Annotated in this window: 11 protein-coding genes; 10 read left to right on the top strand and 1 reads right to left on the bottom strand. The window is 63.8% G+C overall.

The genetic code is table 11. The features are described 5' to 3' along the window. Window positions 1–66 precede the first annotated feature (66 nt). The 10 genes from X744_RS158060 (at window position 67) to X744_RS158105 (ending at window position 14,345) form a co-directional block, all read left to right on the top strand. Window positions 67–963 (top strand): glutamine amidotransferase family protein, encoded by an 897-nt coding sequence (locus tag X744_RS158060; protein ID WP_023759010.1) that lies wholly within the window; start codon window positions 67–69, stop codon window positions 961–963. A gap of 4 nt (window positions 964–967) precedes the next feature. Then, a complete protein-coding gene (locus X744_RS158065) occupies window positions 968–1,693 on the top strand; it encodes a GXGXG domain-containing protein (protein WP_023759009.1) in 726 nt (241 codons plus the stop codon). A 6-nt stretch (window positions 1,694–1,699) separates the two neighbouring features. Continuing rightward, window positions 1,700–3,028 carry an FMN-binding glutamate synthase family protein gene (locus X744_RS158070; protein WP_023759008.1) on the top strand — a complete coding sequence of 443 codons (1,329 nt, stop codon included), beginning with the start codon at window positions 1,700–1,702 and terminating at the stop codon, window positions 3,026–3,028. 63 nt (window positions 3,029–3,091) lie between these two features. Next, a complete protein-coding gene (gene glnT, locus X744_RS158075; protein ID WP_023759007.1) occupies window positions 3,092–4,399 on the top strand; it encodes a type III glutamate--ammonia ligase in 1,308 nt (435 codons plus the stop codon). A gap of 36 nt (window positions 4,400–4,435) precedes the next feature. Then, window positions 4,436–5,689, top strand: a complete 1,254-nt coding sequence (locus X744_RS158080; RefSeq protein ID WP_023759006.1) for a sarcosine oxidase subunit beta family protein — start codon at window positions 4,436–4,438, stop codon at window positions 5,687–5,689. 17 nt (window positions 5,690–5,706) lie between these two features. Next, window positions 5,707–5,982, top strand: coding sequence for a sarcosine oxidase subunit delta (locus X744_RS158085; protein WP_023759005.1), 276 nt, complete (start codon window positions 5,707–5,709; stop codon window positions 5,980–5,982). Window positions 5,983–6,184: 202 nt separating this feature from the next. Further along, entirely contained in the window at window positions 6,185–9,241 is a 3,057-nt protein-coding gene (locus tag X744_RS158090) for a sarcosine oxidase subunit alpha (RefSeq protein WP_023759004.1), read from the top strand. Continuing rightward, window positions 9,234–9,863, top strand: coding sequence for a sarcosine oxidase subunit gamma family protein (locus X744_RS158095; RefSeq protein ID WP_023759003.1), 630 nt, complete (start codon window positions 9,234–9,236; stop codon window positions 9,861–9,863). Before X744_RS158090 ends, X744_RS158095 begins: the two co-directional genes overlap by 8 nt. A gap of 149 nt (window positions 9,864–10,012) precedes the next feature. Then, window positions 10,013–12,382, top strand: coding sequence for an aminomethyltransferase family protein (locus tag X744_RS158100; RefSeq protein ID WP_023759002.1), 2,370 nt, complete (start codon window positions 10,013–10,015; stop codon window positions 12,380–12,382). 253 nt (window positions 12,383–12,635) lie between these two features. Beyond that, window positions 12,636–14,345 carry an APC family permease gene (locus X744_RS158105; protein WP_023759001.1) on the top strand — a complete coding sequence of 570 codons (1,710 nt, stop codon included), beginning with the start codon at window positions 12,636–12,638 and terminating at the stop codon, window positions 14,343–14,345. Between the two features lie 81 nt (window positions 14,346–14,426). On the opposite strand, the gene X744_RS158110 is transcribed toward X744_RS158105, so the two are convergent. Then, the gene (locus tag X744_RS158110; RefSeq protein ID WP_023759000.1) at window positions 14,427–17,567 is read right to left on the bottom strand and encodes an efflux RND transporter permease subunit; all 3,141 of its coding nucleotides are present in this window, start codon (window positions 17,565–17,567) and stop codon (window positions 14,427–14,429) included. Between the last annotated feature and the right edge of the window lie 62 nt (window positions 17,568–17,629).

The raw sequence follows: 17,629 nt of genomic DNA, 5'->3' as shown, positions 1-17,629 counted from the left end.
ATAGCATTGAATTTTGCCAACGCATTCGATACATCATCTCATAGTTACAAACGTTGGGAGGCTGACATGTGTGGGATTGTCGGACTGTTTTTGAAAGACAAGGCGCTGGAACCCCAGCTTGGGGCGATGCTGTCGCAGATGCTGATCTCGCTCAGCGATCGCGGCCCGGACAGCGCCGGCATCGCCATCTATGGCGCGCCTTCCAAAAACGAGGCCAAGATCACCATCCAGTCAGCCAAGCCGGAGCGCGATTTCCGCGGCCTCGAGGCGGAACTCGCCAGGGCCATCGGCACACCGGTGACGATCGCGGTGAAATCCACCCATGCGGTCGTCAGGACCACGCCTGCCAAGATCGACGAAGCGCGCGAAACCATCCAGGCGCTACGCCCCGACATCCGCATCATGGGCGCCGGCGACGTTGTCGAGATCTACAAGGAAGTCGGCCTGCCCGAGGCCGTCGTCGATCGCTTCGATGTTCGCAAGATGACCGGCACGCATGGCATCGGCCACACCCGCATGGCGACGGAATCGGCAGTGACGACGATGGGCGCGCATCCGTTCTCGACCGGCGCCGACCAGTGCCTGGTGCACAATGGTTCGCTTTCCAACCACAACAATGTCCGCCGCGAGCTGATCCGCGAAGGCATGACTTTCGAGACCGAGAATGACACCGAGGTCGCCGCCGCCTATCTCTCGTCGCAGATGGCGCATGGCAAGAATCTCGGCGAGGCGCTGGAAGGCACGCTCTCCGATCTCGACGGCTTCTTCACCTTTGTCGTCGGCACCAAGAACGGCTTTGGCGTGGTGCGCGACCCGATCGCCTGCAAGCCCGCCGTGATGGCCGAGACCGACCAGTATGTCGCCTTCGGCTCGGAATATCGCGCGCTGACCAAACTGCCCGGCATAGACAATGCGAGGGTCTGGGAACCCGAGCCCGCAACCGTCTATTTCTGGGAGCACTGAGTTCATGCCGGCAATCAACCTTTCAAAGATGACGGCGCACGACCCTCGGGTCTTCGATCTCGATCAGCTGTCGCTGCGCGAACTCAACCAGGCACTTCACAATCTGGCTCCCGGCTCGAATGAAACAGCCTGGGAGGTGCTCCATCCGAAAGGCAGTCATTCGGTCGCCGTTGGCGTCGACCAGCCTGTCGCCATCGATGTGCGCGGCAGCGTCGGCTATTACTGCGGCGGCATGAATTCCGGCAGCACGATTACCGTGCATGGCTCGGCGGGTCCCGGCGTCGGCGAGAACATGATGTCGGGGTCGATCACCATCAAGGGTGACGCCAGCCAGTATGCCGGCGCCACCGGCAGGGGCGGCCTGCTGGTCATCGAGGGCAACGCCTCGTCGCGCTGCGGCATCTCGATGAAGGGGATCGACATCGTCGTTCACGGCAATATCGGCCACATGTCTGCGTTCATGGCGCAGTCCGGAAATCTGGTGGTGCTTGGCGACGCCGGCGACGCGCTGGGCGATTCCATCTACGAGGCGCGGCTGTTCGTGCGCGGCAAGGTCGACAGCCTGGGTGCCGACTGCATTGCCAAGGAGATGCGGACCGAGCATCTGGAATTGCTGCAGGGCCTGCTCGACCGCGCCGGTGTCACCGGCGTCAATCCCTCGGAATTCAAGCGCTACGGCTCGGCGCGCACGCTCTACAATTTCAATATCGACAACGCCGACGCGTATTGAGGCAGCATGACCTACAGGAACCCGCCGACGACGCCGCGCAAATCCGCGACCTTCGACGACTATACGCTTTCCGAAATTCGCCGTGCCGCGGCGACCGGCATCTATGACATCCGTGGTGGCGGTGCCAAACGCAAGCTGCCGCATTTCGACGACCTCCTGTTCCTCGGCGCCTCGATCTCGCGTTACCCGCTCGAAGGCTATCGCGAACGCTGCGACACCAGCGTGGTGCTGGGTTCGCGCCACGCCACGAAGCCTATCGAGCTGAAGATCCCGATCACCATCGCCGGCATGAGCTTTGGTTCGCTGTCGGGGCCTGCTAAGGAAGCACTTGGGCGCGGCGCGACGCTGGCCGGCACCTCGACCACCACGGGCGATGGCGGCATGACCGAGGAGGAGCGCGGCCATTCCAAGCAGTTGGTCTATCAATATCTGCCCTCCCGCTACGGCATGAACCCGCGCGATTTGCGCCGGGCCGATGCCATCGAGGTGGTCGTCGGCCAAGGCGCCAAGCCCGGCGGCGGCGGCATGCTGCTTGGCCAGAAGATCTCGGATCGCGTCGCGGAAATGCGCACGCTGCCGAAAGGCATCGACCAGCGCTCCGCCTCGCGCCACCCGGACTGGACCGGACCCGACGATCTCGAGATCAAGATTCTCGAACTGCGTGAAATCACCGACTGGGAGAAGCCGATCTACGTCAAGGTCGGCGGCGCGCGGCCCTATTACGACACTGCGCTTGCCGTGAAGGCCGGCGCCGATGTCGTCGTCGTCGACGGCATGCAGGGCGGTACCGCCGCGACGCAGGAAGTGTTCATCGAAAATGTCGGCCAGCCGACACTTGCCTGCATCAGGCCGGCCGTGCAGGCGCTGCAGGATCTCGGCATGCACCGCAAGGTGCAGCTGATCGTCTCCGGCGGCATCCGCAACGGCGCCGATGTCGCCAAGGCGCTGGCCCTCGGCGTCGATGCGGTCTCGATCGGCACGGCTGCCCTTGTCGCGCTCGGCGACAACGATCCCCACTGGGAGGCGGAGTATAACGAACTCGGCACCACGGCCGGCGCCTATGACGATTGGCACGAGGGGCGCGACCCGGCCGGCATCACCACGCAGGACCCGGAACTGATGAAGCGGGTCGATCCCATCGCCGCCGGACGCAGGCTGGCGAATTACCTCAAGGTGATGACGCTCGAGGCGCAGACCATTGCGCGCGCCTGCGGCAAGAACAGCCTGCACAATCTCGAGCCCGAGGACCTTGTCGCGCTGACGATCGAGGCAGCCGCCATGGCCGGCGTGCCGCTGGCCGGCACCAACTGGATACCGGGGAAGAACGGCTTCTGATCAACGAAGGGCCGAAGCCCACATGCTCTGGAGCCAACAATCGACAAAAAATGGGGAACTGCGGTGACACTTGATCTTGCTGAATTCGCAAGGGCGAAAAACGTCAAATACTTCATGATTTCCTACACCGACCTGTTCAGTGGCCAGCGTGCCAAGCTGGTGCCGGCGCAGGCGATCGCCGACATGCAGAAGGATGGCGCCGGCTTTGCCGGCTTCGCCACTTGGCTCGATCTGACGCCGGCGCATCCCGACATGCTGGCGGTGCCGGACCCGACTTCGGTCATCCAGCTGCCGTGGAAGCCTGAGGTGGCCTGGGTCGCAGCCAACTGCATCATGGACGACAAGGAGGTCGACCAGGCGCCGCGCAACACGCTGAAGCGGCTGGTCGCGGAAGCCGCCAGTGATGGCATGCATGTCAAGACCGGCGTCGAGGCCGAGTTCTTCCTGATTTCCCCGGACGGCAAGACGATCTCCGACGAATACGATACGGCGTCGAAACCTTGCTACGACCAGCAGGCGGTGATGCGCCGCTACGATGTCATCGCGGAAATCTGCGACCACATGCTCGCGCTCGGCTGGGGCGCCTACCAGAACGACCACGAGGACGCCAACGGCCAGTTCGAAATGAACTGGGCCTTCGACGATGCGTTGGCGACCGCCGACAAGCACTCCTTCTTCAAATTCATGGTCAAGTCGATCGCGGAAAAGCATGGCCTGCGCGCCACCTTCATGCCCAAACCCTTCCAGGGACTGACCGGCAATGGCTGCCATGCCCATATCTCGGTGTGGGACAAGGCCGGCAAGACCAACGTCTTCGCCGACAATGCGATGGAACTCGGCCTGTCGGCGAAGGGCAGGAATTTCCTCGGCGGCATCATGAAGCATGCCTCCGCGCTGGCCGCCATCACCAACCCGACAGTCAATTCCTACAAGCGTATCAACGCGCCGCGCACCATTTCGGGTGCCACCTGGGCACCGAACACGGTGACCTGGACCGGCAACAACCGCACCCACATGGTGCGCGTGCCCGGTCCCGGCCGCTTCGAACTGCGCCTGCCGGATGGTGCCGCCAACCCTTATCTGCTGCAGGCGGTCATCATCGCGGCCGGCCTCGACGGCATCCGCTCGAAAGCCGATCCGGGCAGGCGCTACGACATCGACATGTACCAGCACGGCCATACGGTGGAGGGCGCGCCGAAGCTGCCGCTTAACCTGCTCGATGCGTTGCGCGAGTTCGACAACGACAAATCGCTCAAGGCGGCGCTGGGTGAGGAATTTTCGTCGGCCTACCTAAAGCTGAAGCACCAGGAATGGAATTCCTATGCTTCGCACTTCACGCAATGGGAGCGCGACCACACGCTGGATATTTAACAACCTGCGTGGTGCGAGCGGCCTCGGAATGAATTGATGAAATATTCTATCTTCTCGCTCGTCCGCGCCGCCCTTTCCGGCCACAAGAACTGGCAACGCACATGGCGCGACGCCACGCCGAAGGATCACTACGACGTGGTGATCATCGGCGGCGGTGGCCACGGGCTGGCAACCGCCTGGTTCCTGGCCAGCGAGTACGGCATCAGAAACGTCGCCGTGCTCGAGAAAGGCTGGATCGGCTCCGGCAATGCCGGCCGCAACACCACCATCATCCGCTCCAATTACGGCCTGCCCGGCAACACCGGCTTCTACGAACTGTCGATGAAGCTGTGGGAGCGGATGGAGCAGGACCTCAACTACAACACGATGGTCAGCCAGCGCGGCGTCATTAACCTCTACCACTCCGACGCGCAGCGCGACGCCTATGCACGGCGCGGCAACACGATGCGCATCAACGGCATCGATGCCGAACTGCTCGACCTCGCCGCGGTCAGGAAGATGATACCGTTCCTGAACTTCGATAATGCGCGCTTTCCCGTGCAAGGCGGGCTCCTGCAGCGGCGCGGCGGCACGGCGCGCCACGATGCGGTGGTCTGGGGTTATGCACATGCGGCAAGTGCGCTCGGCGTCGACGTCATCCAGAATTGCGAAGTGACGGGCTTCACCCGTGATGCCAACGGCAAGGTGACCGGCGTCGAGACATCGCGTGGCAAAATCGGTGCCGGTAAGGTCGGCATGGCCGTCGCCGGCAGTTCGTCGCGCGTCGCGGCGATGGCCGGCCTGCGCCTGCCGATCGAAAGCCATGTGCTGCAAGCTTTCGTCTCCGAGGCGATCAAGCCGCTTATCCCCGGCGTCATGACCTTCGGCGCCGGCCATTTCTATGTCAGCCAATCCGACAAGGGCGGCCTGGTCTTCGGCGGCGACATAGACGGCTACAATTCCTACGCCCAGCGCGGCAACATGCCTGTGATGGAGGACGTCTGCGAGGGCGGTATGGCGCTGATGCCGATGATCGGCCGTGTGCGTCTTTTGCGCCAGTGGGGCGGCATCATGGACATGTCGATGGACGGCTCGCCGATCATCGACAAGAGCCCGGTGGACGGGCTCTACATCAACGCCGGCTGGTGCTATGGCGGCTTCAAGGCGACGCCGGGCTCGGGCTTCGTGTTCGCCCACCTTCTGGCCCGCGATGAATCGCACGGAGAAGCTGCAAGGTTCCGCCTCGACCGGTTCCGGACTGGTGCGATGATCGACGAAAAGGGCCAGGGCGCCCAACCGAACCTGCATTGAAGGCGGTCTAGAACAGCATGCGCATTGTCTGTCCCTTCTGCGGCGAACGTGAACTCGGCGAGTTCACCTATCTCGGCGACGCCAAGCCGGTGCGGCCCGAAGCCGGCGCCTCACAAGACGAGGTCTTCGACTACGTCTATCTGCGCGACAACGTCGCCGGGCAAACCAGCGAATACTGGTACCATGGCGACGGCTGCCGGGCCTGGCTGAATGTCACCCGCAACACGCTGACGCACGAAATTTCGGCGGTAGAGCCGGCGACCGGCGCTGGGGCGAGGCAGGTCGCGAAATGAGTTTTCCTGTCGAGACCATAGCCGTCGCGAAAAGCGCCAGCGCTCCACCTCCCCCTTGTGGGGAGGTCGGACCGCAGGTCCGGGTGGGGGGCGGTGCCGCACCCCCACCGCGCTGCTGCGCAGCGACCCTCCCCACAAGGGGGAGGGTAAGAGGCGGCGCAACCGTCTCGCATTTCATCGAACTCACGGAAGGCCGGCAGTCGTGACGTCGTCCCAATCCCATCGCCTCACATCCGGCGGTCTCATCGACCGCTCGGCGCGGCTCACCTTCCGCTTCGACGGCAAGGCTTTCTCCGGCTTCCAGGGCGACACGCTGGCCTCGGCGCTGATCGCCAATGGCGTCAAGCTGGTCGGCCGCTCGTTCAAATACCATCGCCCGCGCGGTATCCTCACCACCGGCTCGGAAGAGCCCAACGCGCTGGTCGAACTGCGCACAGGCGCTCGGCGCGAGCCGAACACCAAGGCGACCACGGCCGAACTCTATGACGGGCTGGAAGCCGCGAGCCAGAACCGCTGGCCGTCGCTGCGCCACGATGTAATGTCTGTGAACCAGCTGTTCGCGCCGATCTTCGTCGCCGGCTTCTACTACAAGACCTTCATGTGGCCGGCGAAGTTTTGGGAAGCGATCTATGAGCCGGCGATCCGCCGTGCCGCCGGCCTTGGCCGCGCCGCCGGCGTCGCCGATCCCGACCACTACGACAAGGCTTGGGCACACTGCGATGTGCTGATCGCCGGCTCAGGTCCGGCCGGTCTGGCCGCGGCATTGGCCGCCGGCCGCTCTGGCGCCCGCGTCATCCTGTGCGAAGAAGATTTCACGCTTGGCAGCCGTCTGCTGTCGGACGGCGGCACGATCGATGGCTTGCCGGCAGCCGAGTGGCTGTCTCGGTCATTGGCAGAACTGGCTGATATGCCCGACGTCCGCACCATGACCCGCACGACATTGTTCGGCGTCTACGACGGCGGCACGTATGGTGCGATCGAGCGGGTCAACGACCATTTGCCGTCGCCGCCCGAGCATCAGGTGCGTCAGCGCCTGTGGCGGATCGTGGCCAAGCGCTGCATCGTCGCGGCCGGCGCCATCGAACGGCCGATCGTCTTTGCCGGTAACGACACGCCCGGCGTGATGATGGCCTCCGCCATGCGAACCTACATCGCGCGCTACGCTGCAACGCCGGCCAGACGCATCGCGCTGTTCACCAACAATGAGGATGGCTGGCGCACGGTCGAGACCGCGCTTGGCGCCGGACTGCAGATCGCGGCGGTCATCGATGCGCGCCCTGATGTATCTCCAGCCCACCGATCGCTCGCCTCCAGGGGTGGCTTCGCGGTGCTGCACGGCTCCGTCAGTGGTGTCGAGGGCGGCAAGGGCGGCGTCAGGAAAATCGCGGTGTCGCTGACGGGCGGCGCTCGCGCCGAGGTCGAAGCCGACGGCCTCGCCGTTTCCGGTGGCTGGAACCCGGCTGTCGGGCTGACCTCGTATCATCGCGGACGGCCGAAATGGCGTGACGACATCGCCGCCTTCGTGCCGGACGGCGTTCCTCCAGGCATGATTGCCGCCGGCGCCGCGAACGGCGACTTCGGGCTCGGCGCCTGCCTGAGCCAGGGATTTGCCGCCGGCATGGCCGCGGCGCGTGACGCGGGGCACAATGGGATGGCGGGCGCCGTTCCTGTCGCCGACGACGAGGCCTTTTCACTGACACCGCTCTGGCATGTCGCCGGAAAGGGAAAGGCCTTCGTCGACTACCAGCACGACGTCACCGCTTCCGACATCGAACTGGCGCAGCGCGAGGGCTTTGAATCGATCGAGCACCTGAAGCGCTACACGACGCTCGGCATGGCGACCGACCAGGGCAAGACCTCAAATGTCGCCGGCCTCGCCATCATGGCTGCGATCAGCGGCCGCTCCATTCCCGAGACCGGGACGACGATCTACCGGCCTCCTTATGTGCCGGTCGCCATAGGCGCCTTCGCCGGCCATCATCGCGACGAGACTTTCCACGCCACAAGACTGACGCCGTCGCATCACTGGGCGGCCGAACAGGGTGCGATCTTCGTCGACACCGGCCTGTGGAAGCGTGCGCAATGGTATCCGCGCGCCGGCGAAAAGGACTGGCTGGAATCGGTGACCCGCGAGGTCAAGGCGGTGCGCNGTGCGCAATGGTATCCGCGCGCCGGCGAAAAGGACTGGCTGGAATCGGTGACCCGCGAGGTCAAGGCGGTGCGCGGCGGCGTCGGCTTCTGCGATGTCTCGACGCTCGGCAAGATCGACGTGCATGGCCCGGATGCCGGCGCCTTCCTCGACCGCGTCTACATCAACACCTTCTCCAGCCTTGCGGTGGGAAAAGCCCGCTACGGGCTGATGCTGCGCGAGGACGGCATCGTCTACGATGACGGCACCACGTCGCGGCTGGCCGAGGATCATTATTTCCTGACCACCACCACCGCCAAGGCCGGCCTGGTGATGCAGCATCTCGAATTCTGCCGGCAGGTACTGTTCCCGGACCTCGATGTGCAACTGACCTCCGTCTCCGACCAGTGGGCGCAATTCTCGATCGCAGGCCCGAAAACGCGCGACCTGCTCAGGGAGATCGTCGACCCGGCGGAAGACCTTTCAAACGAGGGTTTCCCGTTCATGGGCGCACGCGAAGTCGCCCTTCGCGGTGGCCTCAAGGCGCGGCTGTTCCGCATCTCGTTCTCCGGTGAAATGGCCTTCGAGATTTCGGTGCCGGCACGCTTCGGCGACGCCATGGCGCGCAATCTGATGCTGGCCGGCACGCCATTCGGCGTCACACCCTACGGCACCGAGGCGCTCGGCGTCATGCGCATCGAAAAGGGGCACATCGCCGGACCGGAACTGAGCGGCACGACGACGGCGGCCGATCTCGGCTTGGGCAAGATGATGTCGACCAAGAAGGACTATATCGGCCGCGTCATGGCGGGGCGCGAGGCGCTGGTCGCGCCGGATCGCCAGGTCGTTGTCGGCGTCAAGCCGGCCGACAAGGCCCGCCGCTTACGCTCCGGCGCGCACGTCATTCCGAAAGGGCAGACACCTGGCCCCGGCAACGACCAGGGCTATGTCACCTCGGTCTGTTTCTCGCCGACATCGGACCAATGGATCGGGCTCGCACTTGTCGAACGCGGCCGCGAGCGCATCGGCGAGATCGTACACGCGCATGACCCATTGCGCGGCGAGGACTATGATGTCGAGCTGTGCAATCCCGTCTTCTACGATCCCGATGGAGGGCGCCAGCGTGGCTGAGTTTTCCTGGGCTCCCCGCAGCCCCCTCGAGCACGCGCTGGTCGCCGGTCGGCATGGTGCAAGCAGCATCGAGGCCGGCGTTTGGCTGACCGAGATACGCAACTTCGACCTGATCCAGGTGATGGCGCGGCGCGGCCAAGCGGCCGAACTGGCAAAGGCGGCCATGGCCCGCTTCGACGTGGCGGCCCCGGATGCGCCGAAGGCGATACAGGCTCAGGAGGCCACGCTTATCTGGTCGGGACCGGATCAGTTCTTCGTCCTGTCGAAGGGCGGCAAGCACGCAATGGATACGCTGGCGCCGGCATTGTCCGGTGCCGCCTCGCTGTCCGACCAGTCGCATGCGCGCGCCATGATCAGCATTTCCGGAGCAAAGGCCCGGATGATGCTGGTGAAACTGTCGTCGATCGATCTGCACGCGGGAGCATTTCCGATCGGCGCTGCCGCCGCAACCTCGATGGACCACACCAGCGTCACGCTCTGGCGCGGCGGCGATCGTCCGGATGGGCTGGCGGTGTTCAATCTGCTGGTGTTTGCGACCTTTGCCGAAAGCCTTTGGCACACGATGCTCGACTCGGCTGCGGAATATGGAGTTGCTGTCAGCCATTCCGCAGAACTGGCGTAGCGGTCTTCTCTTCTCCCCTGTGGGTCCCACAGGGGGAGAAGGGGGAGCCAGCATCACCTCCGCCTTGCCAAACCCAACCGCACTGCTATTCTTGCTGCTAAAATAATTTTACACACAGGCAAACTTGTTTCTCGAACCGCAAGGCAGAGATGAGCCAGTCGCCCTACCCCGCAATTGCAGCCGGACCGCCCCGGCCGAGCCTCATCCTGAGGCCCGGCCAGATTGCGCTGCCGCCGGGCATGGAGCGTTATACGATCCAGGGCAACGGCGCGGTGCTGATCGACATCGAGGCCGGCGATACGATCACCGTGCGCAATGTCGAGGGCGGCCAGGCCTGCGAATTGCTGGCCTGGGACAAGACCGGCGCGACCGGCTCCGACATTTTTGGAGAAACATCGAACAGCAATGCGGCCGGCATCAAGGCGCTGCTGGCCGAGGGCGACGATAGTCTCGCATCCCTGCGGGGCGGGCTCGCGCGCCGGCAGGTGCATCTGGACCAGGCCAAGGCGGTGCGCGTGTTCGGCGGTTCCACGCCTGCCGGCACCGAGCAGGCTTTCACCGTCGCGCGCGACGGCTCGATGGTCGTCGCCGCGCCCGGCGGGCCGATGCTGGTCGATGGCCATGACACGGCGACTCCGCTCACGGTTATCGTGCGCCGCGCCACGATCCGCCCGGCGGCGAAATCGCAACTGGCCGATCCGCTGGCCGATCCGGTGCTGGATTTGCGCGTACATTCGGCGACGGCGCAGTCCTATTTCGTCAAGGCGGGCGACTATCTGCAGATCATCGATGTCGATGGGCGCCAGTGCACCGACTTCCAGTGCTTTTCGGCGCGCAAGCTGGACAAGGGCTTCGACCAGCCACTCGACGTGACGACGACCCGCACGCTGATGGGTGCGAGCTATCCGATGCCCGGCCTGCATTCGAAATATTACGACCAGGACATGGAGCCGCTGGTCGAAGTGGTGCAGGACACATGCGGTCGGCATGATGCGTTCGCGCTCGCCTGCGCAGCCAAATATTACGACGATATCGGCTATCCCGGCCACGCCAACTGCTCGGAGAATTTCAATCGCGCGCTGGCGGACAGAGGCGTCAATCCTCGTGCCGGCTGGATGGCGATCAACTTCTTCTTCAACACCGCGATCGACGCGCGTGGCGTGATGGTGTCCGATGAGCCATGGTCGCGGCCCGGCGACTATGTGCTGCTGCGCGCGCTCACCGACATCGTCTGCGTTTCCTCCGCCTGTCCCGACGACACGACGCCGGCCAATGGCTGGAACCCGACCGACATCCATGTGCGCACCTATTCCGGCCAGCACAAATTCTCGCGAGCGATCGCCAGACGCATGACGCCTGATTCGGAACCGAAAATGACCCGCGAGACCTCCTTTCATTCGAGCTTTGCCAAGCACACCCGCAACTTCCAGGAGTACAGGGGCTACTGGCTGGCCAACTCCTTCGCCAAGGACGGACCGATCGCCGAATACTGGGCCTGCCGGCAGGATGCGGTGATCATGGACCTGTCGCCGCTGCGCAAGTTCGAGGTCACTGGTCCCGACTCCGAAGCGCTGCTGCAGTACACGCTGACCCGTGACGTCAAGAAGCTCGGCGTCGGCCAGGTCGTCTATTCCGCCATGTGCTACGAGCATGGCGGCATGATCGATGACGGCACGTTGCTGCGCCTCGGCAAGGATAATTTCCGTTGGGTCGGCGGCGATGATCTGTCCGGCGAATGGCTGCGCGAGACAGCGGCAAAGCTGGGGCTCAACGTGCTGGTGCGTTCCTCCACCGACCAGATGCACAATGTCGCCATGCAAGGGCCGAAGAGCCGCGACATCCTGCGTGAAGTCATCTGGACGTCGCCGCTGCAGCCGTCGATCGACGAGCTCGAATGGTTCCGTTTCGCCGTCGCCCGCATCGGTGGGGGCAACGGCATTCCGGTCGTCGTCTCGCGCACCGGCTACACCGGCGAGCTCGGCTACGAGATCTGGTGCCATCCGCGCGACGCCGAAAAAGTGTTCGACGCTATCTGGGAGGCCGGCCAGCCGCACGGATTGAAGCCGATGGGGCTGCAGGCACTCGACATGGTGCGTATCGAGGCCGGGCTGATCTTCGCCGGCTACGAATTCTCCGACCAGACCGATCCGTTCGAGGCCGGCATCGGTTTTACCGTGCCGCTGACAAGCAAGACCGATGACTTCATTGGCCGCGAGGCGCTGATCCGCCGCAAGGAGCACCCGCAGACGAAGCTGGTCGGGCTCGACATCGACGCCAATGTCGCAGTCGGCCACGGCGACTGTGTGCATGTCGGCCGCGCCCAGATCGGCGTCGTCACCTCAGGGATGCGTTCGCCGGTGCTGAACAAGAACATCGCATTGGCCAGGCTCGACGTCACTCATTCGGCGATTGGCACCGAGGTCGAGATCGGCAAGCTCGATGGCCATGCCAAGCGGCTGCCGGCGCGGGTCGTTGCCTTCGCACATTACGATCCGCAGAAGATAAAACCGCGCTCATGAGGACCGTTTTCATGACAAACAGGTCGGCCGGTCTGTAATTTCACTGGTCGCGTGAATCCTACGCTCACAAGCGTGATGTGCATGGCTTCACAAAACGCTTGACCTGAAAGCGTGTCGGATCAATCTTCACTGTTAAGAAAAAAATACGACTGAGTGGAAACACGCAGTCGCTCAATGCGTGCGTCGATGATGAAGCCTCGCGAAGTCGCGGCCGTCACGAACGGGGAACATCAAAAAAGGGGAACAAAGACACATGAGCACGATAACGACTGCCCTGGAGCCGCTTGCAGAAGGCAAGCTGCACCGGAATATCGATTGGCGCGGCGCCTTCTGGGTGGCGAGTGGCGTCCCTGCCCTCGTCCTGTTTTCGATCGGCGGCATTGCCGGCACGACCGGAACGTTGGCCTTCGCGATCTGGATCGCCTCCATGATCATGGGCTTCCTGCAATCCTTCACCTATGCCGAGATCGCCGGCCTGTTCCCGAACAAATCCGGCGGCGCCTCGATTTATGGCGCCACGGCCTGGCTGCGCTATTCCAAATTCATCGCGCCGCTGTCGGTCTGGTGCAACTGGTTCGCCTGGTCGCCGGTGCTGTCGCTCGGCTGCTCGATCGCCGCCGCCTACATTCTCAACGCGCTGGCGCCGGTGCCGCTGTTCACCGACGCCTCGCCGGATGTCGTCGCCTATATCGCCGCGCATGCCGGAACGAGTGCCGCCGACGCCATCACGGCGGTGACAGCCGCCGCAACGCCGGCGATCCGCAACTGGACGCTCTACAGCCACACGCTGGGACCGGTCTCGTTCACGTTCAACGCGACTTTCTTCATCGGCGCGGTGCTGATGCTGATCATCTTCGCCATCCAGCATCGCGGCATCCTCGGGACGGCCAACGTGCAAAAGTATATCGGCCTGCTGGTCATCATCCCGATGCTGATCGTCGGCGTCGTGCCGATCATCACCGGCCAGATCAACTGGGCGAATTTTTCGCCATTTGTACCGCTGGCGGCTGCCTATGCGCCAGAACCCGGCGTCTGGAATATCGCTGGCTGGACGCTGGTGCTCGGCGGCATGTTCATCGCCGCGTGGTCGACCTACGGCTTCGAGACCGCCGTCTGCTACACCTCGGAGTTCAAGAACCCCGGTACCGACACTTTCAAGGCGATCTTCTATTCCGGCCTTTTGTGCATGCTGCTGTTCATCCTGGTGCCCTTCACCTTCCAGGGCGTGCTCGGCCTTAACGGCATGTTGGCCACGCCGATCGTCGACGGCTCCGGCGTCGCCGACGCATTGGCCGGCATGGTCGGTGGCGGCGCGCTGATCCACAGCCTGCTGGTAATGCTGATGATCCTGGCGCTGGTGCTGTGCATCATGACCGCCATGGCCGGCTCTTCGCGCACGCTTTACCAGGGCTCGGTCGACGGCTGGCTGCCGCGCTATCTGAGCCATGTCAACGAGCACGGCGCACCGACCCGCGCCATGTGGACCGATCTCGTCTTCAACCTGATCGTGCTGGCCATCGCCTCGGCCGACGCGACGAGCTTCTTCTTCATCCTCGCCGTGTCGAACTGCGGCTACATCATCTTCAACTTCCTCAACCTCAACGCCGGCTGGATCCACCGCATCGACAACGGCCATATCGCGCGGCCCTGGAAGGCGCCGAGCTGGCTGCTCGGGATCGGGGCGATCTTCGCCTATGTCAACGCCATCTTCATGGGCGCCGGCGCCAAGGTGTGGAACCCGATGGCGCTGTGGGCAGGACTGATCACAGCGGCGCTGATCATCCCGGTGTTCTGCTTCCGCCACTACGTCCAGGACAAGGGCAAGTTCCCCGACCACATGCTGGCCGACCTCGGCATGACGGGAGCCGACCTCGCGGTCAAAAAGGCGGGCATGCTGCCCTATTTGACGCTGGTCGCCGGCGTGGTGGTGATGCTGCTGGCCAACTGGTTTTTCGTCATCTGACGACTTCCCGAAAAGGCCGGCAGCGGAAAGCCTTAACAGGATGGACAATCGGCCGGTCGAAACTCGACCGGCCGATATCGTTTATTCAGCCGCCAAGGCCAGTCGAGGCCTTTCGGCTACTTTGCTGGATGCCAAATCGTCTTCCTTCGCGGCAATCCTCTTGGGCTCGCGGCCGAAGAACAGGGCGTAGCCCGCCGGCAGGACCAGGATGGTCAGCACGGTGGCAACGAGGATGCCGCCCATCATGGCGTAGGCGAGCGGCCCCCAGAACACGCCGCGCGAGATCGGGATCAGTGCAAGCACCGCCGTCATCGCTGTCAGCACGATCGGCCTGAAGCGGCGCACGGCCGAGCCGACGATCGCTTCGTAGCGGTCCATGCCTCTCGCAATGTCCTGGTCTATCTGGTCGACCAGGATGATCGAGTTGCGCATGATGATGCCGAGCAGAGCGATGACGCCGAGGATGGCGACGAAGCCGAACGGCGCGCCGCTGATCAAAAGGGCCGCCGCAGCACCGATGATGCCGAGAGGACCGGTCGCCAGAACCAGCATCGCCTTGCCGAAATGCTGCAGCTGGATCATCAACAGCACGACGATGACGGCCAGCATTATCGGCGCCTTGGCGGCGATCGAAGCCTGGCTTTCCGCCGAATCCTCCGCACCGCCCTGGATCTCGATCTTGTAGCCGGGCGCCAGCCCGTCACGCAGGCCCTGCATGTCCTTGTACATTTTGGTGATGACGTCGTTTGACTGCACGCCATCCGGCAGCGTCGCCCGCACGCTGATGGTCGGCAAGCGGTCGCGGCGCCATTCGATGCCTTGCTCCAGCACCGGCACAACCTTGGCCACCTGCGACAGCGGCACGGAGCCGCCGAAATCGGTCGGAATATAGACGGAGTCGACCGAGGACAGCAGGCTGCGGCTGGCATCCGGCTCGCGGGCGACGATCGACACCGTCTCCTCGCCGTTGCGGAAGTCGTCGAGCGGCACGCCGGACATGGCCGCCCGCAGCGTCTGGCGGATGCGCTGCGAGGTGACGCCGAGCGCACGGGCGCGATCCTGGTCGATGTCCAGCTTCATGGCCGGCACCGGCTCGAGCCAATCGTCATGGACTGCGCCGAGTAGCGGATCCTCGCTGAACTTCGCCTTCACCTGGTCGGCGATGCGGCGCACCTCCTGGCGATCCGGCCCCATGACGCGCATCTGCACCGGCCATCCGGTCGGCGGACCGAGGAACAGACGGTCGACCTTGGCGCGGATCGACGGAAAATCCTCGGCCAGGACGGTGCGCAATTTGACGATCAGCCGTTCGCGGGCCGGTTCGTCATTGGCCATGACGAGCAGCTGGGCAAAGTTCGGGTTGCTCAGCTGCTGGTCCAGCGGCAGGAAGAAGCGCGGCGCGCCTTCGCCGATATAGGTAGCGATGAAGCGCTTGTCCTTGTCGTCCATCATCTTGGCTTCGAGCGCCTTGGCCTGTGCCTCGACCTCCTTGATGCTGGTGCCTTCCGGCAGCCAGAGGTCGACGAGGATTTCCGGACGCGACGATTGCGGGAAGAAGTTCTGCGGGATGAACTGGAAGGCCCACAGGCTGGTGCCGAAGGTGACCAAAGTCATGGCTAGGACGATGATGCGATGGCGCACCGCCCAGCCGACGGTTCCGCGCAGCCGGCGATAGAAGCGCGTGTCGAAGGCGTCGTGGTGGCTGCCAGCATGCTTGCGCTGCTTGAGGATCATGTTGCCAAGCCACGGCGTGAAATACACCGCGACGAACCAGGAGACGACCAGCGCGATGCCGACGACATAGAACAGGGTGCGGACATATTCGCCGGCCGTCGAGGCGGCGAAGCCGACCGGGATGAAGCCGGCCGTGGTGATCAGCGTGCCGGTCAGCATCGGGAAGGCGGTCGAGGAATAGGCGAAGCTTGCCGCCTCGATCTTGACCAGCCCCTCTTCCAGCTTCCGCTCCATCATCTCGACGACGATCATGGCATCATCGACAAGCAGGCCGAGCGCGATGATCAGGGCGCCGAGCGAGATGCGCTGCAGGTCGATGCCGAGTTCGTACATGATGGCGAAGGTGGCAGCGAGCACCAGCGGGATGGTGATGGCGATGATCAGGCCCGAGCGCCAGCCGATCGACAGGAACGAGACGACGAGCACGATCAGCAGCGCTTCGCCGAGCGCATGCATGAACTCGGCCACCGCATCCGTGACGACGCCCGGCTGATCGGAAATCTGGTCGACCGAAACGCCATAGGGCAGCGTCTCCTCGAAGCGCTTGTAGGTGGCCTCGACGTCCTTGCCGACATCGGTGACCTTAAATCCCTTGGCCATGACGACGCCAAGCTGCACGCTGTCATGACCGTTGAAGCGGTATTTGCGCTGGAACGGGTCTTCCAGACCTGAAGTCACCGTGGCGATGTCGCCCAGCCTTGTGACCTGGCCGCCGGCGCGCAAGCGCAGGTTCCTGATATCCTCGACCTTGGCGACGTCGCCTTCGACGGCAATGCGCACCGAATTGGTGCCGGTGTCGACGGATCCGGCCGGATCGACATTGTTCTGTCCCTTGATCGCGTTCTGCAGATCGGTCAGCGTCAGGCCGCGTTCGGCGAGCGCCTTGGACGAGACGTCGATATAGAGCTTTTCCGGCTGATCGCCGATGATGACGGCCTTCTCGACGCCGGGCGTCGTCAAAAGCATGTCGCGCGCCTGGATGGCGAACTTCTTCAACTCGGGATAACTGAAGCCGTCGCCGCTGATCGAATGCAGCGTGATGAAGGTGTCGCCGAATTCGTCGTTGAAATAGGGGCCGAGCAGGCCTTGCGGCAGGTCGCCTGATATGTCGCCGACTTTCTTGCGCACCTGATAGAAGGCGTCGGTCACCTCGGCGGTGTTGGTGTCACCCTTGATCTGGACCGTGATGATGGCGCTGCCGGCGCGGGTGAAGGAGCGGACGAAGTCGAGATGCGGCGTCTCCTGCAGCTTGCGCTCGATCTTGTTGACGACCTGGTCTTCCATCTCCTGGATCGACGAGCCCGGCCAGATTGCCTGGACGACCATGACCCGGAAGGTGAAATCGGGATCTTCCTTCTGGCCCATGCGCATCAGGCCGAGCGCGCCGGAAATGATGATCAGGCCAAACAGGAACCGCGCAATGGCGGGGTGGCCGATTGCCCAGCGCGACAGGTTGAAGGGCCGCTTCTCTTCCGTGGAATTGGTCATGGATGCAGATCCATCTGTTCAGCAATCGAGGTTCGGTATTGGCTTCCGGGCGGCAAGGCTCT

The organism is Mesorhizobium sp. LNHC252B00 (assembly GCF_000502955.1).
Taxonomy (GTDB): domain Bacteria; phylum Pseudomonadota; class Alphaproteobacteria; order Rhizobiales; family Rhizobiaceae; genus Mesorhizobium.
This window is presented reverse-complemented; position numbering and strand designations above follow the sequence as displayed.